We start from the raw sequence: 25,487 nt of genomic DNA, 5'->3' as shown, positions 1-25,487 counted from the left end.
TCTCCTTTAAACGAGGCCGCGCGCGATGCCGCCGTCGACATTGATGGATTGGCCGGTGATGTAGCTGGCGAGCGGGCTGGCGAGCCACGCGACCATGACCGCGATCTCCTCCGGCTCGGCGAAGCGCTTCAGCGGGATTTCTTCCGCGAATTCCGCGTAGATCGCGTCCACCGGCACGCCGCGCTCGGCGGCCATTTTGGTGGCGCGGTTGATCCACAGCGCGGTCTTGGTGCGGCCCGGCCCGACCGCGTTGATGCGGATGCCCTTCTCGCCGAGTTCGAGCGCCAGCGTCTTCACGAGGCCGAGCAGGCCGGCCTTGTGCACATTGGTCATGATCTGATGGGCATAGGGCATCTTCGCCGCTGCCGCGCCCAGCGTCACCACGGCGGGGGCGTCGCCCGCGATGAGCAGGGGCAGGGCGGCGCGCACGGAGCGGACGGTGGAGAGCACGTTGAATTCGTAGCTGGCGAGCCAGTCCTCATCGCTCAGCGTGTCGAAATCGGCGCGCACGCTGCCGCCGACGGCGCTGACGAGGATGTCGAGCGCGCCCCAGCGGGAGCGAACCTCGCCCATCAGCGTCTCGGCGGCGGCAGCGTCCTTCACCACATCGGCGACGAACACGTCAGGCGCGCGGCCGGTGGCCGCTTCGAGACGGGTCCGGGCGGCGTCCAGATTGTCGCGGCTGCGCGAGGCGATGATCACCTGCGCGCCCTCGCGCAGCAGGATCGCGGCGGTGGCCTCGCCAATGCCGTAGCTGCCGCCGACGATGACGGCGCGGCGGCCGTCAAACCCCAGATTCATAATGGCTCCTCAGCACGAACCGGTAGACGCGGAAGACGATCAGGATGGTCGACGAGATCACCGCGATGCGGACGATGTGAAAGGCGGTCACCAGCTCGGCATCGGCGTGCATCGCCTTGGCGGTGAGCACCATTTCGGTGATCGCCGCCGGGGCGAGGGCGAGGAAGCTGGTGGTGAGCGGCAGGCCGGTGGCGAGTGAGAGCCCCTCCGCCCCGACGGCGGCGGCGGCGATCAGCAAGACGCCGATCAGCAGGCCGGAGGCGGCGACGCGCGGCAGGCGCACGAACAGGTCGCGCCGGAAGCGCATGCTCAGCCACACCCCGATCATGATCTGCGCGGCGATGATGAGGATGCCGGGCACCGCGACATTGAGCAGACCGGAGGCACCGAGCGCCGCGCTCGGCAGAAGCGAGCCGAGCAGCCACGGATTCGGGATGATCGTCGGGCGCAGCGCCTGCGCGCCGAGATAGGCGATGACAAGCCCGAGGCCGAGCAGCAGCAGATCGTGCGAGGCGGCGGGATCGACCGTGTTGACGTTGCCGGCCTCGCCGAAGGCGAACACCATGAACGGCACAATGCTGACCACGGTCGTCACCCGCAGCGCGTGGACGATGGAGACGGCATTGGTGTCGCCGCCCCGCGCCGCCGCCACCACCGCCATGTCGGCCATCCCGCCGGCGGCAGTGGCGAAGAAGGCGGTGGTGGGGTCGATGCGCGCCAGCGGCCGCATGATGAGCGCGCCGATGAAGGTGGCGAGGATGATGTAGAGCGTCGCCACCAGCATCGCCGGCAGCAGTTCCAGCGACACCAGCAGCAAATGCGGGGTGAAGCGCATGCCGATGGCGAGGCCGACAATGACCTGTCCGATCTCGCGCAGATGCCAGCCGGCCTGCAAAGGCACGCCGGAGACGTTCAACAGGCCGCAGACGAAGAGCGGGCCGAGCATCCAGGGCAGGGGGATGTGAAGGAGCGTGGCGGCATAGCCCGCAGTGGCGGCGACGGCATAGGTCCCGATCAGCCGCAGCCAGGCGACGCGCCACGGGGCGCGCGGGCTCGGCGCAGGTGCTTTGGAATCTGCCGCCATCAGCAGCGCCCGGCGGGCCGCGCGCAGCCGGTCGGGATGATTCGGGCAAGGTGGGAGGCCGGTTTCCGGCTCTGGCGCGGGCGTTCGGACATGGCGGCCTCCCAGTTTGGCGCGGCGGTTATTGACGCCTGTCTCGCAGCGGCGCGGGCCGTCGGCAGGGCATGGGGCGATAGAGACACCGAGAATGAAAACTGTCAACAGATGCGCGTCGCGCTTGCCCGTTGCTATGGGGCGCGGATGGCAGCGCCCGGGCTGCGCTCCCCAGCGTTTTCAAGGGTGGAGGGACGCCATGCTACCGCAGGACGCCGACCCGTGCCGGAGTGCCTCGCCCCTTGCGCCCGGGCGGGGAAGGGAAAGTTCGCCGCAAATCTGTTGACAGTTGACGGGAGGCGGGACAGTCTTCCCCCCGCCTAATCCACACGGGTCGGCCCGCTCATGGCTCGCCGGCCGAACGCATCCAGATGGAACGGCGGGAGGAAAACATGACCCATTTCACACGCAGAGACCTGTTCAAGATTTCGGCCGGCGGCGTTGCCGTCGCCTCCGGTATGGTCGCCATGCCGTCCATCCTGCGCGCCGCGACCTATCCCTCGCGTCCGATCAACGTGATCGTGCCCTTCGCCACCGGCGGCTACAATGACCGCCTGTCCCGCGCCTTCATGCCCTATCTGGAGCAGGAGCTCGGCCAGCCGCTCGTCATCGTCAACAAGCCCGGCGCCGGCACGCAGCTCGGCAATTCCTACGCGCTGAACCAGCCGGCCGACGGCTACTCGATCCTGTGCACCTCGGCCGCGCCCTATATTCCGCTGACCGTGCTGCTGCAGAACGCGCCGTACAAGGTGGAAGATTTCACCATGATCAACCTGCCGTCGCGTGACTACACGCTGGCGGCGACCTCCTCCGGCGGGCCGGTGAAGACCTTCGCCGAGGTGATCGAGAAACTGAAGAAGGACCCGTCCAGCCTCAGCATCGGCGTGCAGCCCGCCTCGGCGGACTATGCCAACATGGTGCTGGCCTTCCAGGCGGCAGGCATCGACCCCTCCAAGCTGCGCATCGTCACCTATGATGGCGGCGGACCGGCCCGCAATGCCACCGCCGGCGCGCAGGTCGATGTCGGCTTCGTCGGCGGCGAGGGCTTCCTGCCGCTGAAGTCGAAGATCCGTCCGCTCGCCATCTTCGCCGCCGAGAAGGTGGACTGGTTCCCCGATGCGCCGCTGATCGGCGCGACGCTGAAGACCGACTTCGTCGAAGGCTCGCAGCGCGGCTGGGCGGTTTCCACCAAGCTGACGAAGGAGCAGCCGGAGATCTACAAGATCCTCGTCGCGGCGGTCGAGAAGGCGAGCAAGAATCCGAAGGCGATCGAAACGCTGAAGCTGCAGGAGCTGGCCACCACCTGGTACGGGCCGGAAGCCTCCAACAAGGCCTATCTCGATAACGCCGCCAAGATGGCGAAATACGTCGACCTGCTGAAGTAGGCCGCCGCACCGCATGGGGCGGGCGGAAGAGAATTCCGGCCCGCCCCGCTCCCACTCCTCTGACGAAGGGAGAGTAAGATGCGTATCGGTCGGCAAACTTACGCCATCGACTACGGCCATCTGGCACTCATCACGCTGATCGCGGCGGCGGTCTTCTGGTATCTTCTCGATGCGCGCAGCGTCTCGCTCAGCATCAACAATCTTTTGCTCGTGCAGCCGGTGGCGATCTTCGCCCTGGCGCTGTATCTGTTCATCCTCCCGCAGTGCTTCCACAAGGTGGATGCGCGCGCGGCGGAAAAGTCGGTGGACGAGGCCGATCCCTTCGCGGTCAAACTGTCCACGGACCGCGCGGATGTGATCCGCATGGCCGCGCTCGGCCTGTCGCTGGGTCTGATGGTCTTCCTGCTCGACGTGATCGGCTTCGACATCGCGATCTTCCTGTTCGCGGCGGCGGCGATGGCGATCTGCGGCGAGCGGCGCCCGCTGCACCTGCTGGGGTTCTCGCTCGTGGTGACGCTGGTCACGATCTACGGCTTCCGCGCGCTCATCTCCTATCCCATGCCGACCACCCTGCTGTGAGGCGCGCGCGATGATCGACTTTTCCGCCTTCAATGATGCCCTCGGCATCATGTTCACATCGGCCGGGTCCTGGGGGTGGATCGTCCCCGGCCTGATCGTCGGCCTCGTCTTCAGCGCCATTCCCGGCATTTCGATCACCATGGCCATGGCGATCGTGCTGCCCATGTCGCTCTACATGGATTTCTTCTCGGCCATCGTCTTCCTCACCTCGGTCTATACCGGGGCGGGGTTCGGCGGCTCGGTGCCGGCGATATTGATGAACATACCGGGCTCCCCATCGTCCTTCGCCACCACCTTCGACGGCTATGCCATGTCGCAGAAGGGCGAGCACAATGAGGCGCTGGGCTATGCGCTGTTCGCCTCCACTTTGTGCGGCATCGCCGGCTATGTGCTGCTGCTGCTCGTCATCGAGCCGCTGGCGGATATCGTCTTGCGCATCGGGCCGGTGGAGATGTTCGCGGTGGCGATCTGGGGCATGATGCTGCTGGGCTCGCTCGGTTCCGCCTATATCAGCCGCGGCCTGCTCGCCGCCGCGCTCGGCATCCTGCTTGGCACGGTCGGCATGAACACCGCCGGCTTCACCCGTGGCACGCTGGGCCTGCCGGTGCTGCTCGACGGCATCGCGCCGATCCCGGCGATGATCGGCCTGCTGGCGGCGAGCCAGCTGCTGAGCCTCGCCAGCCGTGACTACATCATCGAGGCCGAGGGCTCGCGCGAGGTCAGCCTGCGCAAGATCCTCAAGGGCTGCTGGGGCACGATGAAATATCCCGGCGTGCTGCTGCGCGGCTCGATCATCGGCATCATCATCGGCGCCGTTCCGGGGGTCGGCTCGTCCATCGGCAATCTCATCGCCTATGCCGAGACCAAGCGCACCGCCAAGGACAGCGCGACGTTCGGCAAGGGCAACCCCAAGGGCGTGATCGCGGCGGAATCGGCCGTGGCGAGCGGCGAGGGCGGCTCCATGGCCACCATGCTGGCGCTCGGCATTCCCGGCGGCGGCGCGACGGCGATCCTGATCGCGGCCTTCATGATGCACAACATCGTGCCCGGTCCGAGCTTCATCGAAACGCAGAAGCCGATGGTCTACGCCATCATCCTCAACAACATCGTCCAGGCCATCGTGCTGCTGGCGGTGGGCATCGGCTTCATCTATGTCGCCTCCAACATCATGAAGGTGCGGACCCGCTACGTGCTGCCGGCGATCCTCGTCATCGCCACGCTCGGCACCTTCGCGGTGACCGGCGAGGCGGCCGGCCCGATCACGCTGTTCGTCTTCGCCCTGCTCGGCTATGCGCTCAACCGCTACCAGTACCCGGTCTCGGCGGTAGTGGTGGGCATTCTGCTCGGGCGCATGCTGGAGACCGAGTTCCTGCGCTCCTACCAGCTCTCCGGCGGCAATCCGCTTTACATTCTGGAGCGGCCCGGGGCGATGGCGATCTTCGCTGTCATGTTCGCCTCTCTCGCCATGACTGCCTGGGGCAAGCGCAAGCAGAACCGGGCGGAAGCGGCGGAGGCGCTGGCCATGGAGAAGCTGCGCGACGAGGCCGCCGCCCACGCCGCCCACACGACGCCCAGCAAGGGCTGAGGGGGCCCGTTCTTCCACGACGGCCGAAAGGGCGGGTGCGAACCCGCCCTTTTTCGTTGCGCGGGGACGGGCGTTCCCGACGCTGCGTGCCATCCAGGCCGGCACGGAAAAGCCCCGCCATCGAGGACAGCGGGGCTGAGAAGACCGGGCGAACCGTGGGGAAGGAACTGGCCGCGAAGGCTCAGGGCGGCGCGCCGATGGGCACCCAGCCGAAGGCGGCGCGCTCGGCCTCGTCGAGCTGGTTCACGAGGCCCATCTCCCAGGCGAGATATTGCCGGGAGGCTTCCCGATTGCCGTCATGGCGGTCATGGACGAACCAGACGCGGTCGCGGGCCTCCTCCCGGCTCATGCGCCGGCGCGCGCGGTCCACTGGCCAGCCGGCCTGCGCGCAGGCTTCCGCGTCAGCGCGGAGCCAGGTGGCGGCGATGCCTGCCTCCCGCAGATCCTCGGCCGCCGCTGCGACGGCGACGGCATCGCCGAGCAGGATCACCCGGCGCACGCCCTTGGCCAGCACGCCGGGGAGCTCGCCGCGCAGCACCCAGCGCGCGCCGTCGAGCCGCCACGTCTCCCACTCGGCGGAGGCGCGCAGATCCAGCACCGGCACGCCGGTCTGGGCGAGGCTCCATGCGGACCGTGCCTCGACCACCGGCGGCTGGGCCGGTGCTCGAAGCGCGGGGGGCGGAACGTGCGGGATGGCGGCGTCCGGCGCCTCGTCGAGCGCCAGCACCAGCACCTCAAAGCCGAGGGCGCGCAGGAAAAGGCCGGCGAGCGCGGCGCGCAGTCCGGTATCGTCCATCAGGATGAGGCGGGCATGGCGCACGCCGACATACTGGTCGGTGGCCTGAATGAGCTGGCCGGCAAGCACCGGAACGGCGCCGGGCGCCGGCCGCGCCGCCCGCTCCTCGGCGCTGCGCAGGTCGAACAGGAAGGGCGTGCGGCCGGGCTCGGCCAGAAGCCGTTCCGCCTCCGCCACGGTGATGCGCGCAAGCTGCGCGGCGCGGGCGAGGTGGCGGGCGCGGTCACGGCTCGCCTGCGCCTGAGCCGCATCAAGCGCCGGGAGCGGATCGGCCTGCGCGCCCCGGTCGAGCGGCAGGTCGGCGAGGGCCCAGCCCTGCGTGCCGTTTTCCAGCGCATAGACCGGGTTGGGAACGCCGATGGCGCGCAGCGTCAGCGCCCCGACAATGCCGCGTGTGCGGCCGGCGCAGGTGATGACGATCGGCGTCGCCGCGTCCGCCACGGCCGCACCGAGGCGGTGGGCGAGTTCGCCATTCGGCAGACAGCGCGCGCCCTCGATCCGCATCTTGGCGTATTCCGCCGGTGGGCGGGCGTCGAAAAAGCTGTGCGGGCGCCCCTCACGGCGCCAGCCGGCGAGCGTGGCGGCATCGATCATCGCCGGGCGGTGGTCGTGCTCCAGCAACTCGCCCAGCGTCTTGCTCGGCACATTGACGCCGGCAAAGACGCCGAACCCCGCCGCCGCCCAGGCAGGAAGCCCGCCCGCGACATAGGAGAGGTCAGTATAGCCGCAGGCGGTGAGCCGCCGCGCGGCGTTCTCGGCGGTGCCGTCGCCGTCGTCGATCAGCAGGATCGGACAGTCGGCGCGCGGGACCAGCGCGAGGGCGGAGGCCTCCAGCCGGCTGAACGGGCAGGGCACGGCGAAGAGCGGATGCCCTTCGCCGAACGCCGCCGCCTCTCGAATATCGAGAAAGGCGATTTCCCCGCCTTCATGCAGGCGCGCTTTCGCCGCCGCCGGCGTCTGGGGGGCGGCGCTCATGTCACCTTCTCACCGCGGAAGAAGCGGTAGAAGGCGGAGTAGATAAGGTCCGGCCGGTGTTCGGCGGGGTAGTGGCCGGTGGGGACGGGAAGACCGACAAGATCGTCCGCCCATTCCGACCATGCCTCGACCGGCTTGAAGTGGCGCCCGCAATGGCTGTTGGTGCCCCAGATGACCATTGTCGGGCAGGCGATCTTGCGCTTGCCATAGTCGGCCGTGTCCATGTCGAGATCGACGGTGATGGTGGCGCGGTAATCCTCGCACACGGCGTGGATCTGCTCTTTGGTGGCGCAGCGTATATATTCCGCCATTGCCTCGGGTGTGAAGATCTCCAGCCCCACGCCTTTCTTGTTGAGCTTGTAGCGCATGTAATAGTCGAGATCGGCGCCGAGCAGGTTCTCCGGGAAGGGCGCCTTCTGCGCCATGAAGAACCAGTGATAGCTCTCGCGCGCCCAGCCGAGCGTGATGTTGTTCAGCACATGGTGGGTCGGGACGATGTCGAGCGCGGCATAGCGGGTGATGCGCTCCGGCCGGTCGAGCGCCATGCGGAAGCCGACGCGGGCGCCGCGATCATGGCCGGCGACGGCGAAGCGCTGATGCCCGAGCGCGTCCATCACTTCGAACGCATCCTCGCCAATGGCGCGGAAGGAATAGCCGGAATGGTCCTCGCCGCCCTCGGGCTTGGAGCTATCGCCATAGCCGCGCATGTCGATGGCGACGACGGTGAAGTCGCGGGCCAGCGAGGGCGCCACCTTATGCCAGCTGACCAGGGTGAGCGGGTTGCCATGGATGAGCAGCAGCGGCGGTCCCTCGCCGGCGGTGGCGACATTGATCTCGGCGCCGCGCGTCGTGATGCGCTGGAAGGTGAAGCCCTCCATCAGCCGTGTGGTGGGAACGAGTTCGGGAATGGCTTCGGCGACTTCCATTGGGCGCTTCCTCGCAAGGGATCGGACTTCGCTGTCCGCATTGTGCCAACTGTCAACAATATGGCTACGAAAGGCAAGAGCATTGCGCAGGCAGCGCCAATTTGGCGACGAACTGATGGCAAGGTTCGGATTGTCGACCACGCGGGCGCCCTTCCAACGAGCGGCGCGCCCTTCATGTCGACCCAGCAATCCTACGGATGACGGCGAGGCCGGCGGGCCGGTAGGTCAGAATGTCCAATCGTGCGGTGCCTCGTCCGGCAGGACAAGCGTCGGGCGTAACGTTCCCTTCGGCATGGTGGCCGATCATGAAACCCTCCAAGGCTGTGCTGGCGGCCCTTATTGCCCTGCAACCGCTCGCCTCGATGGTGTGGGCCGGGGAGCTTGGCGGGCCGGACACGGAGGCCCGTGTGCGGCTGGGCGAGGCGCTGTTTTTCGATGTCGATCTCTCGCGTCACCGCACCCAGTCCTGCGCCGCCTGCCACGATCCCGCCCGAGGCTTCGCCGATTCGCGCGGCGGGCCGGTGTCGCTGGGCGATGACGGGGTCTCGCGCGGGGTCCGTAACGCGCCGAGCGTCGGCTATGCCGGCTACGCGCCCGCCTTCGGCTCCGACGCCAGGGGAAATCCGATCGGCGGCCAGTTCTGGGACGGCCGCGCCGCGACGCTGGAAGCGCAGGCGGGCCAACCGCTGCTTAACCCGGTCGAGATGGGAATGCCCGACAAGGCGAGCGTGGTCGCCCGGCTGAAGGAGAAGCCCGCCTATGTCGACGCTTTTCGCGCCGCCTTTGGCCCGGAGGTTTTCGACGATGATGCCCGCGCCTTCGCCGCGCTGGAGCAGGCGCTGGCGGCCTATGAGCGGAGCACCGCCGTCTCGCCCTTCAATTCCCGCTATGACCGTTTCCTGCGTGGCGCCGCCACGCTTACCCCGCAGGAGGAACTGGGCCGGGTGCTGTTCTTCTCCAACCAGTTCACCAATTGCGGCCAGTGCCACAAGCTCACCCCGAGTGGCGGGGAGGGCGAGACCTTCTCAAATTATCGCTTCCACAATATCGGCACCCCAGCCAACCCGGAGCTTGCCGTGCCGGCGGATCGGGGCCTGGCGGCGCGGGCCGACATGAAGCGGCGCAAGACAGGCAAGGCGGCGTCGGCTCGTGCCCATGACGGCCAGTTCAAGGTTCCGAGCCTGCGCAATGTCGCGGTGACGGGCCCCTATATGCACAATGGCGTCTTCAAGGATCTGAGGACGGTGATCCTGTTCTACAACAAGTACAATTCGACGGCGCCGGGGCGCCAGATCAACCCTGAGACCGGCGAGCCATGGGCCCCGCCGGAGATCGCCGGCACGCTGTCGCTCACCGAGCTTGAAAGCGGTCCCGCCCTCGACGACCGCCGCATCGACGCGCTGGTCGCCTTCCTGAAGACGCTGACCGACCAGCGGCTGGAGCCGCTGCTGGAGCCCTCTGCCGCCGCCCGCTGAAGAGAGAGGCGGCAGCGATAGGGGGGAGGTTTACGCATTTATACTTGCGATATAACGATTGCAATTTAATGCAATAGTTATAGATAGAGAGTGGCAGGAACGGACCTGCCGCGCTCAGGAAACCCGCCATGACCCGCAACATCGGACCCATCGACAAGGCCGTTCGCATCGTCCTCGGCCTCGTCCTGCTCTCGCTGATTTTCGTGCTGGAAGGCGATCTGCGGTGGGTCGGCCTTATCGGCGTCGTGCCGCTGCTGACCGCGCTGATGGGCAATTGCCCGCTTTATTCCGTGTTCGGCTTCTCCACCTGTCCGCTCGCCGGGCGCAAGTGAGACCGGCCGATGCCGGTTGACGTCAAGGAGCCCGCCATGACGCAAAAGCCCGAAGTGACCGGCTTCTTCGACCCGCGCACCTGGTCGATCCAGTATGTCGTCGCCGATCCGGCGACGAAGGCATGCGCCATTATCGATCCCGTGCACGATTTCGACGAGAAGTCGGGCCAGACCGCCACCTTCAACGCCGACCGCCTTCTCGCTTTCGTGCGCGAGCGGGGCTACGCGGTGGAGTGGATTCTCGACACCCACCCCCACGCCGACCACTTCTCCGCCGCGCACTATCTCAAGGAGAAGACCGGCGCGCCGACGGCGATCGGCGAACGGGTGAAGGACGTGCAGAGGCTCTGGAAGGGCTTCTACAACTGGCCGGACTTCCCCACCGACGGCTCGCAATGGGACCGGCTGTTCGCTGACGGCGACACGTTCATGGTGGGCGGCATCAATGCCCGGGTGATGTTCTCGCCCGGGCACACGCTGGCTTCGATCACCTATGTCATCGGCGATGCCGCTTTCGTCCACGACACGCTGTTCATGCCCGACAGCGGCACCGCGCGGGCGGATTTCCCCGGCGGCAGCGCTCGTGTGCTGTGGAATTCGATCCAGGCCATTCTGGCGCTGCCGGACGAGACCCGCCTGTTCACCGGGCATGACTACCAGCCGGGTGGTCGCGAACCCTTGTGGGAATCCACCGTCGCCGAACAGAAGGCGGGCAATATCCACATGGCGCGCTGCCGGAACGAGGACGCCTTCGTCGCCATCCGCGAGGCGCGCGACCGCAGCCTTGCCATGCCGAAGCTGATCCTGCAGTCGCTGCAGATCAACACCAATGGGGGCCAACTGCCGCTGCCGGAATCGAACGGGGTACGCTATCTCAAGATTCCGCTCGACCTGCTCAAGGGCGCCGTCTGGGACTGACGCCATCCGGGAACGACACGATGCTCGATACGCCGTCCACCGAGATCGCGGACATGAAGGCCAGGGTGGGGGAGGCTTCGGCCTTTCTCAAGACCCTGTCCAACCCTGACCGGCTTATGGTCGCCTGCGCGCTCGTGCAGGGCGAGCGTTCGGTGCGCGAATTGGAGGATCTGCTCGGCATCCGCCAGCCCGGCCTGTCGCAGCAGATCGCCGGGCTGCGGGAAGCGGGGCTGATCGTCGGGCGCAAGGAGGGCAAGCAGGTCTTCTATCGCCTCGCCGACCCACGGGTGGAAACCTTCATCGCCACCATGCACGCCCTGTTCTGCGCGCCGCACGCGGCCGAAACCACGCGATAGGATCATGACCGACTTCACCCCCTTTGCCTCCTTCATCGGCGGCGCCCTGATCGGGCTCAGCGCCGTGCTGCTGCTGCTGGCGGAGGGCCGGATCGCCGGCATCAGCGGCATCGCCAGCCGGCTGTTTCCGCCCTATGGCGACAGGCTCTTGGCAGGGCGCCTCGCCTTCATTGTCGGTCTCGTCGCCGCGCCTCTGCTCTATGCCGCCGCAACCGGCGAAGGAGTGGTGCAGACCGTGTCGTCCAATCTCCTGCTGATGGCGGTGGCGGGCCTGCTGGTCGGCTTCGGCTCGGTGTGGGGTTCGGGCTGCACCTCCGGCCATGGCGTGTGCGGGCTGGCGCGGCTGTCGCGGCGCTCCCTCATGGCCACCGGCGTGTTCATGGCGGCGGGTTTCGCCACCGTCTATGTCGCCCGCCATGTGATCGGAGGCTGAGGCGATGTCGATCCTCGTCAATCTCGCCCTCGGCCTGCTGTTCGGCGTCGGGCTCATCGTGTCCGGCATGAGCAACCCGGCCAAGGTGCTGAATTTCCTCGACCTCGCCGGCACGTTCGATCCCTCGCTCGCCTTCGTCATGGGCGGGGCGGTGCTGGTCGCCTTTATCGGCTTCCGGCTGGTGCTGGCGCGCGAGAGGCCGTTGCTGGCTCCGCGATTCCAGCTGCCCACCCGCACCGATATCGACGCAAGGCTGATCGTCGGGCCGGCACTGTTCGGCATTGGCTGGGGGCTGGGCGGCTTCTGTCCCGGCCCGGCCTTCACCGCGCTCAGCCTCGCGGCGCCCGGCACGCTGGCTTTCGTACCCGCGATGCTCGCCGGCATGTGGGCGGCGCGTCTTCTTGCCGAGCGCAACGTCTGACGAGCGGTTTACCGGTGCCGGGGGAGTGCGCCATGCGGGAGAACAGCGTTTTGCCGATTGTGCCGGTTTCCTTCTTCGGCATGGTGCTTGGCCTGTGCGGGCTGGGCGGAAGCTGGCGCGCGGCGCATCACGTCTGGGGCGTGCCATCCTTCATCGGCGAGGCGGTCATGGCGGCGGGCGCCCTCGTCTGGGCGGTGCTGCTGCCGCTCTATGTGCTGAAATGGGGGCTCGCCCGCCCGGCGGCGCTGGCGGAACTCGGCCACCCCGTGCAGTCCGGCTTCGTCGGGCTCGCCGGCGTGGCGACGCTGCTGGTCAGCATCGGCGCGGCGCCTTATGCGCGGGACTTGGCCGTCGTGCTCCTCCTGGCCGGTGCCGCCTTTACCGTAGGCTTCGGCATCTGGCGGACGGGCGATCTGTGGCGCGGCGAGCGCGATCCGGCAGCGGCGACGCCGGTGATGTACCTGCCGCTGGTGGCGGGCAGTTTCGTCACCGGCACCGCCTGCGGCGTGCTCGGTTTCCGCGACTGGGGGCAACTCGCCTTCGGCGCCGGCCTGTTCTCCTGGCTGGCGATGGAATCCGTTCTGCTGAACCGTTTCCAGCACGGGGCGGCGCTGGCGCCGGCGCAGCGGCCGACGCTGGGCATCCAACTCGCTCCGCCCGTGGTTGGCGCTGTCACCTATCTCAGCCTCACGAATAGCGGACCGGACATTTTCGCCCGGGCGCTGCTCGGCTACGGGCTGCTGCAATTGTTGCTCATCGCCCGGCTGCTGCCGTGGATCCTGCGCCAGCCGCTGTCGCCTGCCTATTGGGCCTTCACCTTCGGCCTTACCGCGCTGGCCACCGCGACGCTGCAATTGGTGGGACGCGGCGAGACGGGCGCCCTGGCGCTGCTGGCGCCCTTCCTGCTCGCCCTCGCCACCGGCGTGGTCGCGCTCGCCTCGGCGCACAGCTTCTGGCAGCTGTTGCGCGGCCGGCTGCTGCCCAAGCCCGCCTGAGCCCGCGCATAAGCCGCCGCTGGACGGCGGACGGGCGGAGGGCTAGACCGCTCGCATGCGGCCCGCGCTCCTCATCTTCGATTGCGACGGCGTGCTGATCGACAGCGAGGTGCTCGCTGCCCGCGCGCTGATCGATGCGCTCGCCTGTCACGGCATCGCCGTCGACCTGGCCTTCGTGGCGCGTCATTTCATCGGCCGTGCCCATACCGTCATCCGCGCCGAGGTGAGGGCGCGGTTCGGCACGGAGCTTGCCGCCTCCTTCGAGGATGACTACCGCCACCGCCTGCTGGCCTCCTTCGAGGCCGGGTTGCTGCCGATGCCGGGGGCGGTGGAGGCGCTGGCGGCTCTCAACGTGCCGTTCTGTCTTGCCACCTCGTCGAGCCCGCCGCGCCTTGCCGCCTCCCTTCGCCTGGTCGGCCTCGACGGCGTGTTCGCCGGCCGGGCTTTCACCGCCTCCGAGGTCGCGCGCGGCAAGCCGGCGCCGGACCTGTTTCTGCACGCCGCCGCGCGCATGGGCGCCGATCCGGCCGCCTGCGTGGTGATGGAGGACAGCGCAGCCGGGGTGGCGGCCGGACTTGCCGCCGGCATGGAGGTTTGGCATTTCGTCGGCGGCGGGCATTTCGCGGCGATGGACATGCCGCTTCCCGACGGGGTAATTCCGCACCGACGTTTCGACAGCTTCGCGTCCCTCCGGGTGGCGAGGGCCGACCTTTTCCACGCGCCGGCTGGCGCGGCAGACGCGAACCGAGCATGACGAGCGACCTCGATGCCCCGATTGACGACCAGGCCGCCCGTGCCGCCTGGCTTTATTATGTCGGCGGCCTGACCCAGGACCAGATCGCCGCCGAGATGGGGCTGTCGCGCCAGCGCGCGCAGCGCCTTGTCAGCCGGGCGGTGGGGGCGGGGCTGATCCATGTCCGGCTCAACCATCATCTCGCCCGTTGCGTCGAGTTGGAAGCGGCGCTGCGCGAACGTTTCGGCCTCGTGCGCTGCCGGGTGATGCCCGGCCTCGGCCCGGCGCGCGATCCCGTCCGCTCCATCGCCCCGGCGGCGGCGGAGGAGATGGAGCGCGTGCTGGCGGAGAGCGGCTCGCGCGTCATTGCCCTCGGCACGGGGCGGGCGCTGCGCGGCATGGTGGACGCGGTGGGCCCGGTGGAGGCGCCCCAGCACCGGCTCGTCTCGCTGCTCGGCAATATCGCGCTCGACGGCTCGGCCTCCTATTTCGAGGTCATCATGCGCCTCGCCGAGAAGGTGCGGGCGCCGCACTACCCGATGCCGGTGCCGGTGCTGGTCGATTCGGTCGAGGAGAACCGCACGCTCCAGTCGCTCGGCGCGGTGCGCAAGGTGCGGGGACTGGCGCAGGCGGCGGACGTGACCTTCGTCGGCGTCGGCCAGATGAGCGAGGATGCGCCGCTGATGACCGACGGCTTCCTCACCGCCGACGAACTGCACGAGATTCAGCGCGCCGGCGCTGCCGGCGAGGTCGCCGGGTGGATCTATGATCGCCAGGGGCGCTATCTCGACCTCGCGCTCAATGCCCGCCTCACCGGCGTGCGGGTGGAGATCGCGACGCCGTCGCGGCCGGTGATCGGCATTGCCGCCGGGTCGCAGAAGATCGTCGCCCTGCGGGCGGCGCTGACCTCGGGCATCATCAACGGCCTCGTCACCGACGAGCCGACCGCTGCCGGGATTCTCGCCGGCTGAGCCGGCGCCGCGTCCTCCGCCGCGCATGTGAGCCACCTGCGGCATCGGCCATGTGCCGAGGCGGCGGCGGGATGTGTGCTAACTAGCGTAAACTCCTGATATAATACCAGAATTCGCTGCACTTTCGTCCGAAGGCGGGCCGCCGTCTTCGCGGTTGCAGCATCGAAAACGCTTGACGCTCGCCGAGGCGCGCGTGAGTATTTGCCCATACGGCGATTATTTGCTCATAGAACGCCGAACGGGAGGACAGCCATGACCGTGACATTCCGCCCCCTCGCGGGCGCCTCGCTGCTGCTGGCCCTGATGGGTTCGGCCTCGGCGCAGACCACCATCACCGTCGCCACCGTGAACAATGGCGACATGATCCGCATGCAGCGGCTGACGCCCGAGTTCAACGCCCTTCACCCCGACATCAAGGTCAACTGGGTGACGCTGGAAGAGAATGTGCTGCGCCAGCGCGTGACCACCGACATCGCCTCCAAGGGCGGCCAGTATGACGTGCTGACCATCGGCAATTACGAAGTGCCGATCTGGGCCAAGCAGGGCTGGCTGATGCCGCTGGAAAACCTCGGCGCCGATTACGACCAGGCGGATCTGCTGCCGCCGGTGGCGCAGGGCCTCACCGTCGACGGCAAGTTGCACGCCGTGCCGTTCTACGCCGAAAGCTCCATGCTGATGTACCGCACCGACCTTCTGGCGAAGGCGGGGCTGAAAATGCCGGAGAATCCCGATTGGGACTTCATCGCTGACGCCGCCCAGAAGATGACCGACAAGGGCGCCGGCATCTACGGCATCTGCCTGCGCGGCAAGGCCGGCTGGGGCGAGAACATGGCGTTCCTCACCTCGATGAACAATTCCATGGGCGGCGCGTGGTTCGACATGGAGTGGAAGCCGCAGTTCAACGGCCCCGAGTGGAAGAAGACGCTCGACACCTATCTGAGCCTGATGAAGCAGTACGGCCCTCCCGGCGCTTCCTCCAACGGCTTCAACGAGAATCTCGCGCTGTTCCAGACTGGCAAGTGCGGCATGTGGATCGACGCCACGGTGGCGGCGTCCTTCATCTCCGATCCCAAGGAATCGCAGGTCGCCGACAAGGTGGGCTTCGCGCCCTCGCCGGTGCGCAAGGGGGGCGCCAACCACGGCAACTGGCTGTGGTCGTGGAACCTCGCTATTCCCGCGACCACGTCCAAGGCGGAAGCCGCCAAGACCTTCGTCGCCTGGGCGACCTCGCCGGCCTATATGAAGCTGGTGGCGGAGAAGGACGGCATCGCCAATGTGCCGCCGGGAACGCGCACCTCGCTCTACAAGAATCCGGAATATCTCAAGGTCGCGCCCTTCGCGCAGATGACGCTGACCGCCATCGAAGCCGCCAACACCCAGAAGCCGTCGGACAAGCCCGTGCCCTATACGGGTGGCCAGTTCGTCGCCATTCCGGAGTTCCAGGCGATCGGCACGGCGGTCGGCCAGCAGTTCTCGGCCGCGCTGGCCGGGACTTCGACTGCCGACCAGGCGCTGGCCGCCGCGCAGGCGCTCACCAGCCGTGAGATGACCCGCGCCGGCTACCCCAAGAAGTAGACGCTTCCCGGGCAGCCGCGCAGGCGGCTTCCCTCCAGGCCCGCCCGGCGCCCGCCCGCGCCGGGCTGTTTCCCGACACGGTGCGGGTGTCTCCCGCTCCCGCGCCGTGTCGGGACCTCCCCCCGCAAGGGAGTTTTGCCCGGGCGCAAGCCTGAAGGGCACGGCGTCGGCGCGGCAGGCGCCGCCCCTCATCATTCGTTCCGCTTTCGAGCCCCCGGCGCGCGGCGCCGACGGCCGGCTCGGTCAAGGGAGGCCCCAGATGGCGACGCAAGCCTCGCGCATGGCCGGCCGGCTGATGCTATCCCCGGCGGTGCTGCTGCTGCTCCTGTGGATGATCGTGCCGCTGGGCATGACCATCTATTTCTCCTTCCTGCGCTTCAACCTCTTGATGCCAGGGACGGAAGAATTCACCGGCTTCGAGAACTATCATTACTTCTTCACCGATCCGGCCTTCTGGCCGGCGCTGGTGAACACGCTCACCCTCGTCCTCGGCGTGCTGGTCATCACCGTCGTCGGCGGCATCGCGCTGGCGGTGCTGCTCGACCAGCCGATGTGGGGGCAGGGGATCGTGCGCATCCTCGTCATCGCCCCGTTCTTCGTCATGCCGAGCGTTTCCGCGCTGGTTTGGAAGAACATGCTGATGAACCCGGTGAACGGGCTCTTTGCCGCGCTGGCCCGCACGCTCGGCCTGCAGCCCATCGACTTCTTCGCCACGGCGCCGCTCGCCTCCATCACCGCCATCGTCGCCTGGCAATGGCTGCCCTTCGCGACGCTGATCCTGTTCACCGCGCTGCAAAGCCTTGACCGCGAGCAGATGGAAGCGGCCGAAATGGATGGCGCCGGCCCGGTCTGGCGCTTCGTGCACCTCACCTTACCGCATCTGATGCGGGCGATGACGGTGGTGGTGCTGATCCAGACCATTTTCCTGCTGTCGGTCTTCGCCGAAATTCTCGTCACCACCAATGGCGGGCCGGGCACGGCGTCCACCACGCTCACCTTCCTCGTCTACATGCAGTCCATGCTGCAATTCGATGTCGGCCTCGGCTCGGCGGGCGGCATCGTCGCGGTTCTTCTCGCCAATATCGTCGCGATCTTCCTGATGCGGATGATCGGCAAGAATCTGGAGGCATGAGATGGCACGCGAGGTCTCGAAAGGCCGCAAGGCCGCCGTCACCCTCCTCGCCTGGGGCGTGGCGCTGCTGATCTTCTTCCCCATCCTGTGGACCTTCCTCACCTCGTTCAAGACCGAGGGCGAGGCGATCAATTCCCACCCGTCCTTCCTGTTCTTCGACTGGACGCTGGAGAATTACGAGACGGTGAACCAGCGCTCCGACTATCTCGCGCATTTCTGGAATTCGGTGGTGATCTCGCTCGGCTCCACCGTGCTTGGTCTCATCATCGCCGTGCCGGCGGCATGGTCCATGGCCTTCGTGCCGGGCAAACGCACCAAGGACCTCTTGATGTGGATGCTCTCCACCAAGATGCTGCCGGCGGTGGGCGTGCTGGTGCCGCTCTATCTGCTCGCACGCGACACCGGGCTGCTCGATACCAAGACCGGTCTCGTCATCGTGCTCACCCTGGTGAACCTGCCGATCATTGTCTGGATGCTCTACACCTATTTCAAGGAAATCCCCGGCGAGATCCTTGAAGCGGCGCGGATGGACGGGGCGACCCTGTCCTCGGAGATCCTCTATGTGCTGACGCCTATGGCGGTGCCGGGCATCGCCTCGACACTGCTGCTCAACGTCATCCTCGCCTGGAATGAGAGCTTCTGGACGCTGAACCTGACGGCGGCCAATGCCGCGCCGCTCACCGCCTTCATCGCCAGCTATTCCAGCCCCGAGGGGCTGTTCTACGCCAAGCTGTCCGCGGCCAGCACCATGGCCATCGCGCCCATCATGATCCTGGGCTGGTTCAGCCAGAAGCAGCTCGTGCGCGGGCTGACCTTCGGCGCCGTGAAATAGGGAGAGACTTATGGGCGAGATCGTTCTTTCCGAGGTCCGCAAGTCCTTTGGCGGCGTCTCCATCATCCAAGGGATCGACCTCGTCATCCCTGAGGGTGAGTTCGTGGTGTTCGTCGGCCCGTCGGGCTGCGGCAAGTCCACTTTGCTGCGCCTGATCGCCGGGCTGGAGGACACGTCGTCCGGCACCATTTCCATCGACGGCAAGGACGCGACAAAGCTGCCGCCGGCCAAGCGCGGCCTCGCCATGGTGTTCCAGAGCTACGCGCTCTACCCGCATATGAGCGTGCGCAAAAACATTGCCTTCCCGCTGCGCATGGCCGGGGTTTCCGCCGAGGAGCAGGAGCGCAAGGTGCAGGCGGCGGCGAAGGTGCTGAACCTCACCCCCTATCTCGACCGCAAGCCGAGCCAGCTTTCCGGCGGCCAGCGCCAGCGCGTCGCCATCGGCCGCGCCATCGTGCGCGAGCCGGCGGCGTTCCTGTTCGACGAGCCGCTGTCCAATCTCGACGCGGCGTTGCGCGTTTCCATGCGGCAGGAAATCTCCGAGCTGCACCACACACTCAGGACCACGATGATCTACGTCACCCACGATCAGGTGGAGGCCATGACCATGGCCGACCGTATCGTGGTGCTGAATGCCGGCCGCATTGAGCAGGTCGGCAGCCCGCTCGAACTCTACCGTTCCCCGGCCAATTTGTTCGTCGCCGGCTTCATCGGCAGCCCCAAGATGAACCTGATTGAGGGAGCCGAGGCGCAGAAGCATGGCGCGCACACGCTCGGCATCCGCCCCGAGCATATCGACCTCGCAGAGGACGGGCCGTGGAAGGGCACGGTGGGGCTGTGCGAGCATCTCGGCTCCGACACTTTCCTGAAAGTCGAGGTCGAAGGCGTCGGCCAGATCAATATCCGCGTCGGCGGCGATGTTCCGCTGCGCCACGGCACGCGGGTGAGCCTCGCCCCGCAGGCCGACAAGCTCCACCGCTTCGATACGGCGGGCAAGGCACTCGTGCCGGCCGTCTGACCCCCGCCGCCTGCGTCCCGAGATCACGGCCGGTCGCCGGCCGCGCCTTCAACGTCGCCTGCCTGAGCGGTGCGACAACCGGAAGACCTGAGACATGACGACCCCCGCCCATCCGTCCGCCGCCGCGCTCCCCGCCTATGACCGCACCCGCCTGACGCCGGGCATCGTCCATATCGGCCTCGGCAATTTCCACCGCGCCCATCAGGCGGTCTATCTCGACGATCTTTTCGCCCTCGGCGAGGGTCATGATTGGGCGATCATCGGCGCCGGGGTGCGCCCGGCGGATGCGGCGATGCGCGACGCGCTGAAGGCGCAGGACTGCTTGTCCACGGTGATCGAACTCGATCCCACCGGCCGGCGGGCCCGGCGCATTGGTGCGATGATCGATTTTCTGCCCGTGGAGCGCGGCAATGGCGCGCTCATCGCCGCCATGGCGCGGCCGGAAATCCGCATTGTCAGCCTCACCGTGACCGAGGGCGGCTATTTCATGGATGCCGCCGGCCGGCTCGACACCGGCGCGCCGGATATCCAGGCCGATGCCGCCCGTCCTGACGTGCCGGAAACCGCCTTCGGCGCCATTCTCGCTGCCTTGAAGCGGCGCCGCGCCGCCGGCGTGCCGCCCTTCACCGTGATGTCCTGCGACAACCTTCCCGGCAATGGCCATGTAACACAGCAGGTGGTGGTGGGGCTGGCGCGGCTTTCCGACCCCGATTTCGCCGACTGGGTCGAGGCGCATGTCGCCTTCCCCAATGGCATGGTCGACCGCATCACGCCCGCCACCGGCGCGCGCGAGCGGGCCATGGCGGCCGCCTTCGGCCTCGACGATCCGGTGCCTGTCACCTGCGAGCCGTTCCGGCAATGGGTGCTGGAGGACCATTTCCCCGCCGGTCGCCCGGCGCTGGAGAAGGTGGGCGTGGTCTTCACCGAGCATGTGCACGCCTATGAGACGATGAAAATACGCATCCTCAATGGCGGCCATGCCATCATCGCCTATCCCGGCGGGCTGATGGATGTCGATCTCGTGCATGAGGCGATGGAGCAGCCGCTCATCTCCGCCTTCCTCGACAAGGTCGAGCGCGAGGAGATCATCCCCATCGTTCCCCCGGTGCCGGACACCGATCTCCACGACTATTACGCCGTCATCCGCGAGCGCTTCGCCAACCCGGAAGTGGCGGACACGGTGCGCCGCCTCTGCCTCGACGGCTCCAACCGCCAGCCGAAATTCATCGTCCCCTCGATCCGCGACAACCGCGCCGCCGGACGGCTGCCGCTGGGGTTGATTCTCGAATCCGCCCTGTGGTGCCGCTACTGCGCCGCGACGAGCGACGCCGGCACGCCGATCGCGCCGAACGATCCCAACTGGGGCGAACTGACGGTTCGCGCGCAGCAGGCCAAGGACGATCCGGCGCTCTGGCTCGCCATGAGCGAGGTCTATGGCGATCTCGGCAGCGACCCTGAGGTCGTGGTGGCTTTCGCGCAGGCGCTGCGCGCGCTATGGGCGAAGGGCGCCCGCGCGGTCCTCACCGACTATCTCGCGGGCTGAGGCCGAACGTTCGAGAGGTTGCCCATGTCCGCGCCCATTCCGCCCGCCGCGCCGGTTCTGCTTTGCGCCGGCGAGGCGCTGATCGACATGGTGCCGCGCCCGACGCCGGAGGGGCAGGCCTTCCTGCCGCTGTCGGGCGGGGCGGTGTTCAACACCGCCATCGCAGCCGCGCGGCTGGGCGTGAAGACGCGGTTCTGGTACGGGCTGTCGAGCGACATGTTCGGGCAGCAGCTGCGCGCGGCGCTCGATGCCGCCGGCGCCGATGCAAGCCTCTGCCCGCCGATCGACCGGCCCTCGACGCTTGCCTTCGTGACGCTGGTGGAAGGGCAGGCGCGCTATCTCTTTCTCGACGAAAACACGGCCGGGCGCCTGCTCACTCCGGCAGACCTTCCCGATCTGCCGGACGAGGTCGGCCTGCTGTTCTTCGGCGGCATCAGCCTGGTGAACGAGCCGGTCGGCTCGGCCATGGAGGCGCTGGCGGCGCGCACGGCAGGCGACGGGCAGGGGCGGCTGATCATGCTCGACCCCAATATCCGCCCCGGTTTCATCCGCGACGAGGTGGCCTATCGCGCCCGCCTGTTCCGGCTCATCGCCCTCAGCCATGTGGTGAAGCTCTCCGACGAAGATCTGTTCTGGCTGACCGGGCCGGGCGAGATCGCGACCCAGGCCGAGCGCATCCGCGCCATGGGGCCGCGCCTCGTGCTCATCACGCTGGGGGCGAAGGGCGCGCGCGGCTTTGCCGAGGGGATCGATATCGCAGTGCCGGGGGAAGCGGTGACGGTGGCCGACACGGTGGGGGCTGGCGACACTTTCAACGCCGCCTTCCTCTGCGCGCTGGTCGAGCGTGGGCGGGCGGCGCCGCCGGCGCTGGCTGACCTCTCCGCCGAGGTGCTGGGGGAAGCGCTGGGCTTTGCCGTGAAGGCTGCCGCGCTTTCGGTGACGCGCGTCGGTGCCAACCCGCCCTGGCGCCACGAGCTGGCCAGCATGGGTTGAGCCGCGCGAACTCTCCGGAACCCCTTGCCGCGGGCTGCGTTGGCCCGGACAGGCAAATGGGAGGAGAGTTCCATGACCCCCAGCCAGACCCCGGTCGGGCAAGCGAATTTCGCCGTCATCGACCCCGCCACGCCCGGCACGCCGGGTGTTCCGCCGATGCCGGACGTTCAGCCCGTACCGGACGTGAACCCCACCCCCGATCCGGCGCCGATCCACGACCCCGTGCAGCCGCCGGTGCGTGACCCCGACGTGCCCGGCATTCGCGATCCGATCCCCCCTGATGTGAGCGACCCGTGGCCGGCGCCGCCGCCGCCGCGCCGCGCCGGCGCTTCCAGCGTCGTCATCGCCGTGGCACCGCCGCGCGAGCCGCCTTCCGACCGGCCCGAGCCCGGCATTGACGAGCCGACACTGCCGCCCGACCAGGACCCCGACATCACGCCGGAGGTGGAGGAGCCGCTCGACGAGCCGAGCGCTCCGCCCATGGACCTGCCACCGCGCGACCCGGTGCCGGCGCCGATGTGATGGCCCCCAGGCGCTGCCGTTTTGGCGAGCGGCGGGAACGACATTCCGGGCGACGTGTTGGTTGAGTAGAGCGCGCCCCGAACGGGCCGCCCGCGGGTTGCCGTTACCATAGGTTGCCCATTTTACCTTTCCGCAAGGAGAAAATGACCATGGGTCTGTTCTCGAAGGACATCAAGACGATGGACGATCTCTTCGTTCATACCCTGCGCGACATCTATTATGCGGAGAAGAAGATCGCTTCCTCTCTGCCCAACATGATCGAGAAGGCGACCGATCCGCAGCTCAAGGCCGGCTTTCAGCAGCATCTGTCCGAAACCGAGGGGCACATCCTGCGCGTCGAGGAAGTTTTCAAGATGCACGGCGTGGAAGCCAAGGCGGTGACCTGCCCGGCGATCGACGGCATCATCGACGAGGCGGAGCAAGTCTCGGGCGAGGTGGCGGACAAGCAGGTTCTGGACGCCGCCCTCATCGCGGCGGCGCAGGCGGTCGAGCACTATGAAATGGCACGCTACGGCACGCTCGTCGCCTGGGCCAAGCTCCTGGGCCGGCCGGACTGCGCCAGCGTGCTCGCCAAGAATCTCGATGAGGAAAAGAACACGGACGCCAAGCTGACCAAGCTGGCGGAAGCTCGCGTCAATCTGCACGCCGCCGAGTAGTCGGCCACCCCTGCCGCCGGCCTAGGTGGCGGGGGACGGCCCGGAGGAGGTTTGTCATGCCCGCCAAATCCAAAGCACAGCAGAAGGCCGCCGGCGCGGCGCTCTCCGCCAAGCGCGGCGAGACGAACAAGAGCGACCTGAAGGGTGCTTCGAAGTCGATGGAGAAATCCATGTCCGAGAAGCAGCTGGACGAACTCGCCAGCACCAAGCGCAAGGGTAAGCCCGAACACGCTTGACGCGGCCAAGCCTGACGGCGGCGGGGGGAACCTCGCCGCCATCGGTGCGTTTCATCGCCGCTTGAAGCGACAGATGGGTGCCCCTATGCGTTCGACGGCCGGGAAACCGAAGCGTTCGCTGTTCACCCGCTTCTCGCAATGGGTTGCGGCCCAGGCCGGAAAGCCGGCGGTGTTCGCGGCGGCGGCCGGGCTGATCGTATTATGGGGGCTTACGGGCCCCCTTGTCGGCTTCGGCGACACCTGGCAGCTCATCATCAACACATCGACCACCATCATCACCTTCCTGATGGTGTTCGTGATCCAGAACAGCCAGAACCGCGACACGGCGGCGCTGCACATCAAGATCGACGAGTTGATCGCCCGCACCAAGGGCACGCGGCACGTGCTTCTCGACCTTGAGGAACTGGACGACACCACCCTGGAAAAAATCCGCGCCGATTATGAGGAACTGGCCCGCCGCGCCCGCGAAGAGGGGGAAAGCGAGCGCGGGGACGCTTCCGCGCCGCCGGCCGCGTAGCGGGCGCCGACTCAGCCCTTGCTCTCTTTCTTGGCCGCGCGCGGGCGATTGGTGAAGCGCGCATTGCCGAGGCCGGTGCCGATGGTCAGCACGCCCCAATGCGCCACGTCCTGCATGAACGGCACTTCGCTCAATCCCTGCACCACGGCGTCGTTATGCATCACCACGGTGGTCTCGTTGCCGCCAATGGCGGGGATCGCCTCCCACAGCGCCGCCGGCAGGTGAAAGCGCGAACTTTGCCAATTGCCCGGCAAATTCTGCGCGCCGTTCTCGATCGACCCGTCCCGGGCGATGGAGCCGGGACAGCCGACGCCGATGAAAGGAGCGAGCTTCAACTCATGCTTCTCCGCATCGGCGATGAGGGTTTCCAGCATGGAGACCAGCTTGCCTACGGCTTCCTCGCGGCCAGGGTCTTCATCGCCATGGCGCCAGAGCTCGAAGCCGCGCACCCGCGCTTTCGACAGATCACCTTCCTTGTCGAGGTTCAGCTTGACGATGCCGCAGCGAATATTGGTGCCGCCGATGTCGACCGCGAGGATATGGTCGAAGCTGGCGAACATCCAGCTTGGCGCGAGATGAGCCGCCCCGAGGAGGCCGGCCTCGTCGGGATCGTTGCGGATGGGGCGCATCTCGATCGTCAGGCCGGCTTCACGGGCCAGCAATTCGGTCCGCGCCACCGCGATTTCGGCAAAACGGCCCGCCTTCAGGCCGCCGCCGATAACGATGCGCTGCGTATCGCGCCATTCCTTGGTCCGCATGAAGCGCCGCACCACGGCGAGAAGCTGCTGCGCATATTCCTCGATCGCACTGTGGATGATCGCCTGCTCATGCGGCTTGCCTTCGCGCAACGCCTCGTCGATCGCCGATTTCGACAGTTCAGCCGTCGGCGTTTCGCCGAGCACCGACAGCTTCCTGTCACCGAGGTCGCGCCAGCGGTCGAAGATCTCGAAGAAGGCGGCCCGCCGCGCGCGGTCGCCGACAAATCCATCGTCGTCGCGAAGCTGGGCGTTGAAGGCATCGACGGTGACGCCGGTCAGCGTCGCGGCGCCATGCACCGCGACATTGGGCGGAACCTGCGGCGGGGTCTCCGCCGCGGCCTTGTGTGCTGCCGATTTGGCCATGGATATCGCTCCCCGTCTGTCCCGTCCTGTTCGGACGAGAACGGCGGACGGGGAGGGGACGTTCCATCGCGACAGGCGGAAAGCGCGCCGGTCAGCTCCGCTTGCGGCGGCCGGCGGGCGCCGGGGCGACCGGGGCCGGCTCCGGCGCGACCGGCACGGGCGGCTCAACCGGCTTGGTCTTGGTGGCCTTGGCGCGGGCGGGCTTGGCCGGGGCGGAAACGGTTTCCGCCGCCGGGGCGCTCGCCTTGGCCTTGGCGCGGCTCGGCTTCGGCGCCGCTTCGAGATCGGCCGCGGCGGCCTCCACCTCCGGCTCCGGCCGGCTCAGGATGCCGGCCTCAGGGGCGGCATCCTCCTGCAGGACGATTTCAACCGCCCGGAACCAGTGTTCGCCGTCCCGCCCGTGCGGATAGCCGTCTTGTTCCCACAGCCGGTAGGCCCATTCACGGATACGCTGTTCTCGATCGTTCATGTCGTCTCCCGCGTCAGA

At 67.7% G+C, this 25,487-nt stretch carries 28 protein-coding genes; 22 read left to right on the top strand and 6 right to left on the bottom strand.

Annotated elements, in window-relative coordinates; genetic code table 11:
- Positions 1-6 precede the first annotated feature (6 nt).
- Together J2S75_RS13505 and J2S75_RS13500 are read right to left on the bottom strand one after the other, a co-directional pair.
- Positions 7-801, bottom strand: coding sequence for an SDR family oxidoreductase (locus J2S75_RS13505; protein ID WP_307020393.1), 795 nt, complete (start codon positions 799-801; stop codon positions 7-9).
- Positions 785-1,885, bottom strand: a complete 1,101-nt coding sequence (locus tag J2S75_RS13500; RefSeq protein WP_307020392.1) for an AbrB family transcriptional regulator — start codon at positions 1,883-1,885, stop codon at positions 785-787. The genes J2S75_RS13505 and J2S75_RS13500 overlap by 17 nt, the downstream gene beginning before the upstream one ends.
- Positions 1,886-2,367: 482 nt before the next feature.
- Here J2S75_RS13500 and J2S75_RS13495 point away from each other — a divergent pair, with 482 nt between their 5' ends.
- The 3 genes from J2S75_RS13495 to J2S75_RS13485 all read left to right on the top strand — a co-directional run bounded on the left by J2S75_RS13495 (position 2,368) and on the right by J2S75_RS13485 (position 5,524).
- Complete coding sequence (locus J2S75_RS13495) at positions 2,368-3,360, top strand: tripartite tricarboxylate transporter substrate binding protein (RefSeq protein WP_307020391.1); 993 nt, start codon at positions 2,368-2,370, stop codon at positions 3,358-3,360.
- A 78-nt stretch (positions 3,361-3,438) separates the two neighbouring features.
- The gene (locus tag J2S75_RS13490; RefSeq protein ID WP_307020390.1) at positions 3,439-3,939 is read left to right on the top strand and encodes a tripartite tricarboxylate transporter TctB family protein; all 501 of its coding nucleotides are present in this window, start codon (positions 3,439-3,441) and stop codon (positions 3,937-3,939) included.
- 10 nt (positions 3,940-3,949) lie between these two features.
- Entirely contained in the window at positions 3,950-5,524 is a 1,575-nt protein-coding gene (locus J2S75_RS13485) for a tripartite tricarboxylate transporter permease (RefSeq protein ID WP_307020389.1), read from the top strand.
- A gap of 181 nt (positions 5,525-5,705) precedes the next feature.
- Here J2S75_RS13485 and J2S75_RS13480 read toward each other — a convergent pair whose 3' ends face one another.
- Complete coding sequence (locus J2S75_RS13480) at positions 5,706-7,295, bottom strand: rhodanese-like domain-containing protein (RefSeq protein WP_307020388.1); 1,590 nt, start codon at positions 7,293-7,295, stop codon at positions 5,706-5,708.
- A complete protein-coding gene (locus tag J2S75_RS13475; protein WP_307020387.1) occupies positions 7,292-8,221 on the bottom strand; it encodes an alpha/beta fold hydrolase in 930 nt (309 codons plus the stop codon). The genes J2S75_RS13480 and J2S75_RS13475 overlap by 4 nt, the downstream gene beginning before the upstream one ends.
- Positions 8,222-8,526: 305 nt before the next feature.
- On the opposite strand from J2S75_RS13475, the gene J2S75_RS13470 reads away from it, so the two are divergent.
- The 19 genes from J2S75_RS13470 (at position 8,527) to J2S75_RS13380 (ending at position 23,879) form a co-directional block, all read left to right on the top strand.
- The gene (locus tag J2S75_RS13470; RefSeq protein WP_307020386.1) at positions 8,527-9,696 is read left to right on the top strand and encodes a cytochrome-c peroxidase; all 1,170 of its coding nucleotides are present in this window, start codon (positions 8,527-8,529) and stop codon (positions 9,694-9,696) included.
- A 128-nt stretch (positions 9,697-9,824) separates the two neighbouring features.
- Positions 9,825-10,028, top strand: coding sequence for a YgaP family membrane protein (locus J2S75_RS13465; RefSeq protein WP_307020385.1), 204 nt, complete (start codon positions 9,825-9,827; stop codon positions 10,026-10,028).
- Positions 10,029-10,064: 36 nt separating this feature from the next.
- The gene (locus J2S75_RS13460) at positions 10,065-10,946 is read left to right on the top strand and encodes an MBL fold metallo-hydrolase (RefSeq protein ID WP_307020384.1); all 882 of its coding nucleotides are present in this window, start codon (positions 10,065-10,067) and stop codon (positions 10,944-10,946) included.
- Positions 10,947-10,966: 20 nt separating this feature from the next.
- A complete protein-coding gene (locus J2S75_RS13455) occupies positions 10,967-11,302 on the top strand; it encodes an ArsR/SmtB family transcription factor (protein WP_307020383.1) in 336 nt (111 codons plus the stop codon).
- Between the two features lie 4 nt (positions 11,303-11,306).
- On the top strand, positions 11,307-11,735 hold the full coding sequence (locus J2S75_RS13450; protein WP_307020382.1) for a YeeE/YedE family protein: 429 nt from the start codon (positions 11,307-11,309) through the stop codon (positions 11,733-11,735).
- Between the two features lie 4 nt (positions 11,736-11,739).
- Positions 11,740-12,156: a DUF6691 family protein gene (locus J2S75_RS13445; RefSeq protein ID WP_307020381.1), complete on the top strand. Its 417-nt coding sequence runs from the start codon at positions 11,740-11,742 to the stop codon at positions 12,154-12,156.
- A 32-nt stretch (positions 12,157-12,188) separates the two neighbouring features.
- Entirely contained in the window at positions 12,189-13,151 is a 963-nt protein-coding gene (gene tehA, locus J2S75_RS13440; protein WP_307020380.1) for a dicarboxylate transporter/tellurite-resistance protein TehA, read from the top strand.
- Between the two features lie 55 nt (positions 13,152-13,206).
- Positions 13,207-13,905: an HAD-IA family hydrolase gene (locus J2S75_RS13435; RefSeq protein ID WP_307020379.1), complete on the top strand. Its 699-nt coding sequence runs from the start codon at positions 13,207-13,209 to the stop codon at positions 13,903-13,905.
- Positions 13,902-14,855, top strand: a complete 954-nt coding sequence (locus J2S75_RS13430; protein ID WP_307020378.1) for a sugar-binding transcriptional regulator — start codon at positions 13,902-13,904, stop codon at positions 14,853-14,855. The genes J2S75_RS13435 and J2S75_RS13430 overlap by 4 nt, the downstream gene beginning before the upstream one ends.
- 258 nt (positions 14,856-15,113) lie before the next feature.
- The gene (locus J2S75_RS13425; RefSeq protein WP_370874140.1) at positions 15,114-16,430 is read left to right on the top strand and encodes an ABC transporter substrate-binding protein; all 1,317 of its coding nucleotides are present in this window, start codon (positions 15,114-15,116) and stop codon (positions 16,428-16,430) included.
- A 259-nt stretch (positions 16,431-16,689) separates the two neighbouring features.
- Positions 16,690-17,562: a carbohydrate ABC transporter permease gene (locus tag J2S75_RS13420; protein ID WP_307020376.1), complete on the top strand. Its 873-nt coding sequence runs from the start codon at positions 16,690-16,692 to the stop codon at positions 17,560-17,562.
- A gap of 1 nt (position 17,563) precedes the next feature.
- Positions 17,564-18,394, top strand: a complete 831-nt coding sequence (locus J2S75_RS13415; protein ID WP_307020375.1) for a carbohydrate ABC transporter permease — start codon at positions 17,564-17,566, stop codon at positions 18,392-18,394.
- A gap of 10 nt (positions 18,395-18,404) precedes the next feature.
- On the top strand, positions 18,405-19,412 hold the full coding sequence (locus J2S75_RS13410) for an ABC transporter ATP-binding protein (RefSeq protein ID WP_307020374.1): 1,008 nt from the start codon (positions 18,405-18,407) through the stop codon (positions 19,410-19,412).
- A 94-nt stretch (positions 19,413-19,506) separates the two neighbouring features.
- Positions 19,507-20,955: a mannitol dehydrogenase family protein gene (locus J2S75_RS13405; protein ID WP_307020373.1), complete on the top strand. Its 1,449-nt coding sequence runs from the start codon at positions 19,507-19,509 to the stop codon at positions 20,953-20,955.
- A 24-nt stretch (positions 20,956-20,979) separates the two neighbouring features.
- The gene (locus tag J2S75_RS13400; RefSeq protein ID WP_307020372.1) at positions 20,980-21,948 is read left to right on the top strand and encodes a carbohydrate kinase family protein; all 969 of its coding nucleotides are present in this window, start codon (positions 20,980-20,982) and stop codon (positions 21,946-21,948) included.
- 72 nt (positions 21,949-22,020) lie between these two features.
- Positions 22,021-22,470 (top strand): hypothetical protein, encoded by a 450-nt coding sequence (locus tag J2S75_RS13395; protein WP_307020371.1) that lies wholly within the window; start codon positions 22,021-22,023, stop codon positions 22,468-22,470.
- 149 nt (positions 22,471-22,619) lie between these two features.
- On the top strand, positions 22,620-23,126 hold the full coding sequence (locus tag J2S75_RS13390) for a YciE/YciF ferroxidase family protein (RefSeq protein WP_307020370.1): 507 nt from the start codon (positions 22,620-22,622) through the stop codon (positions 23,124-23,126).
- Between the two features lie 56 nt (positions 23,127-23,182).
- Positions 23,183-23,362, top strand: a complete 180-nt coding sequence (locus tag J2S75_RS13385) for a DUF3008 family protein (RefSeq protein ID WP_307020369.1) — start codon at positions 23,183-23,185, stop codon at positions 23,360-23,362.
- Positions 23,363-23,435: 73 nt separating this feature from the next.
- Positions 23,436-23,879 carry a low affinity iron permease family protein gene (locus tag J2S75_RS13380; RefSeq protein WP_307020368.1) on the top strand — a complete coding sequence of 148 codons (444 nt, stop codon included), beginning with the start codon at positions 23,436-23,438 and terminating at the stop codon, positions 23,877-23,879.
- A gap of 11 nt (positions 23,880-23,890) precedes the next feature.
- Here J2S75_RS13380 and J2S75_RS13375 read toward each other — a convergent pair whose 3' ends face one another.
- Both J2S75_RS13375 and J2S75_RS13370 read right to left on the bottom strand, forming a co-directional pair.
- A complete protein-coding gene (locus tag J2S75_RS13375; RefSeq protein WP_307020367.1) occupies positions 23,891-25,000 on the bottom strand; it encodes an ROK family protein in 1,110 nt (369 codons plus the stop codon).
- 91 nt (positions 25,001-25,091) lie between these two features.
- Positions 25,092-25,469, bottom strand: coding sequence for a DUF2934 domain-containing protein (locus J2S75_RS13370; RefSeq protein WP_307020365.1), 378 nt, complete (start codon positions 25,467-25,469; stop codon positions 25,092-25,094).
- Positions 25,470-25,487 lie beyond the last annotated feature (18 nt).

It is taken from the genome of Ancylobacter polymorphus (genome assembly GCF_030813495.1).
GTDB classification, from domain to species: domain Bacteria; phylum Pseudomonadota; class Alphaproteobacteria; order Rhizobiales; family Xanthobacteraceae; genus Ancylobacter; species Ancylobacter polymorphus.
The sequence above is the reverse complement of the archived record's forward strand: the minus strand, read 5'-3'. Positions and strand labels throughout refer to the sequence as shown.

Excerpts from the sequence above, each read along its gene's own strand:
- J2S75_RS13500 (WP_307020392.1), bottom strand. The coding sequence starts at position 1,885 with ATGGCGGCAGATTCCAAAGCACCTGCGCCGAGCCCGCGCGCCCCGTGG.
- J2S75_RS13435 (WP_307020379.1), top strand. The coding sequence starts at position 13,207 with ATGCGGCCCGCGCTCCTCATCTTCGATTGCGACGGCGTGCTGATCGAC.
- J2S75_RS13470 (WP_307020386.1), top strand. The coding sequence starts at position 8,527 with ATGAAACCCTCCAAGGCTGTGCTGGCGGCCCTTATTGCCCTGCAACCG.
- J2S75_RS13455 (WP_307020383.1), top strand. The coding sequence starts at position 10,967 with ATGCTCGATACGCCGTCCACCGAGATCGCGGACATGAAGGCCAGGGTG.
- J2S75_RS13490 (WP_307020390.1), top strand. The coding sequence starts at position 3,439 with ATGCGTATCGGTCGGCAAACTTACGCCATCGACTACGGCCATCTGGCA.
- J2S75_RS13370 (WP_307020365.1), bottom strand. The coding sequence starts at position 25,469 with ATGAACGATCGAGAACAGCGTATCCGTGAATGGGCCTACCGGCTGTGG.
- J2S75_RS13465 (WP_307020385.1), top strand. The coding sequence starts at position 9,825 with ATGACCCGCAACATCGGACCCATCGACAAGGCCGTTCGCATCGTCCTC.
- J2S75_RS13420 (WP_307020376.1), top strand. The coding sequence starts at position 16,690 with ATGGCGACGCAAGCCTCGCGCATGGCCGGCCGGCTGATGCTATCCCCG.
- tehA (WP_307020380.1), top strand. The coding sequence starts at position 12,189 with ATGCGGGAGAACAGCGTTTTGCCGATTGTGCCGGTTTCCTTCTTCGGC.
- J2S75_RS13495 (WP_307020391.1), top strand. The coding sequence starts at position 2,368 with ATGACCCATTTCACACGCAGAGACCTGTTCAAGATTTCGGCCGGCGGC.
- J2S75_RS13390 (WP_307020370.1), top strand. The coding sequence starts at position 22,620 with ATGGGTCTGTTCTCGAAGGACATCAAGACGATGGACGATCTCTTCGTT.
- J2S75_RS13475 (WP_307020387.1), bottom strand. The coding sequence starts at position 8,221 with ATGGAAGTCGCCGAAGCCATTCCCGAACTCGTTCCCACCACACGGCTG.
- J2S75_RS13430 (WP_307020378.1), top strand. The coding sequence starts at position 13,902 with ATGACGAGCGACCTCGATGCCCCGATTGACGACCAGGCCGCCCGTGCC.
- J2S75_RS13410 (WP_307020374.1), top strand. The coding sequence starts at position 18,405 with ATGGGCGAGATCGTTCTTTCCGAGGTCCGCAAGTCCTTTGGCGGCGTC.
- J2S75_RS13400 (WP_307020372.1), top strand. The coding sequence starts at position 20,980 with ATGTCCGCGCCCATTCCGCCCGCCGCGCCGGTTCTGCTTTGCGCCGGC.
- J2S75_RS13445 (WP_307020381.1), top strand. The coding sequence starts at position 11,740 with ATGTCGATCCTCGTCAATCTCGCCCTCGGCCTGCTGTTCGGCGTCGGG.
- J2S75_RS13485 (WP_307020389.1), top strand. The coding sequence starts at position 3,950 with ATGATCGACTTTTCCGCCTTCAATGATGCCCTCGGCATCATGTTCACA.
- J2S75_RS13450 (WP_307020382.1), top strand. The coding sequence starts at position 11,307 with ATGACCGACTTCACCCCCTTTGCCTCCTTCATCGGCGGCGCCCTGATC.
- J2S75_RS13380 (WP_307020368.1), top strand. The coding sequence starts at position 23,436 with ATGGGTGCCCCTATGCGTTCGACGGCCGGGAAACCGAAGCGTTCGCTG.
- J2S75_RS13480 (WP_307020388.1), bottom strand. The coding sequence starts at position 7,295 with ATGAGCGCCGCCCCCCAGACGCCGGCGGCGGCGAAAGCGCGCCTGCAT.
- J2S75_RS13395 (WP_307020371.1), top strand. The coding sequence starts at position 22,021 with ATGACCCCCAGCCAGACCCCGGTCGGGCAAGCGAATTTCGCCGTCATC.
- J2S75_RS13405 (WP_307020373.1), top strand. The coding sequence starts at position 19,507 with ATGACGACCCCCGCCCATCCGTCCGCCGCCGCGCTCCCCGCCTATGAC.
- J2S75_RS13460 (WP_307020384.1), top strand. The coding sequence starts at position 10,065 with ATGACGCAAAAGCCCGAAGTGACCGGCTTCTTCGACCCGCGCACCTGG.
- J2S75_RS13415 (WP_307020375.1), top strand. The coding sequence starts at position 17,564 with ATGGCACGCGAGGTCTCGAAAGGCCGCAAGGCCGCCGTCACCCTCCTC.
- J2S75_RS13375 (WP_307020367.1), bottom strand. The coding sequence starts at position 25,000 with ATGGCCAAATCGGCAGCACACAAGGCCGCGGCGGAGACCCCGCCGCAG.
- J2S75_RS13385 (WP_307020369.1), top strand. The coding sequence starts at position 23,183 with ATGCCCGCCAAATCCAAAGCACAGCAGAAGGCCGCCGGCGCGGCGCTC.
- J2S75_RS13505 (WP_307020393.1), bottom strand. The coding sequence starts at position 801 with ATGAATCTGGGGTTTGACGGCCGCCGCGCCGTCATCGTCGGCGGCAGC.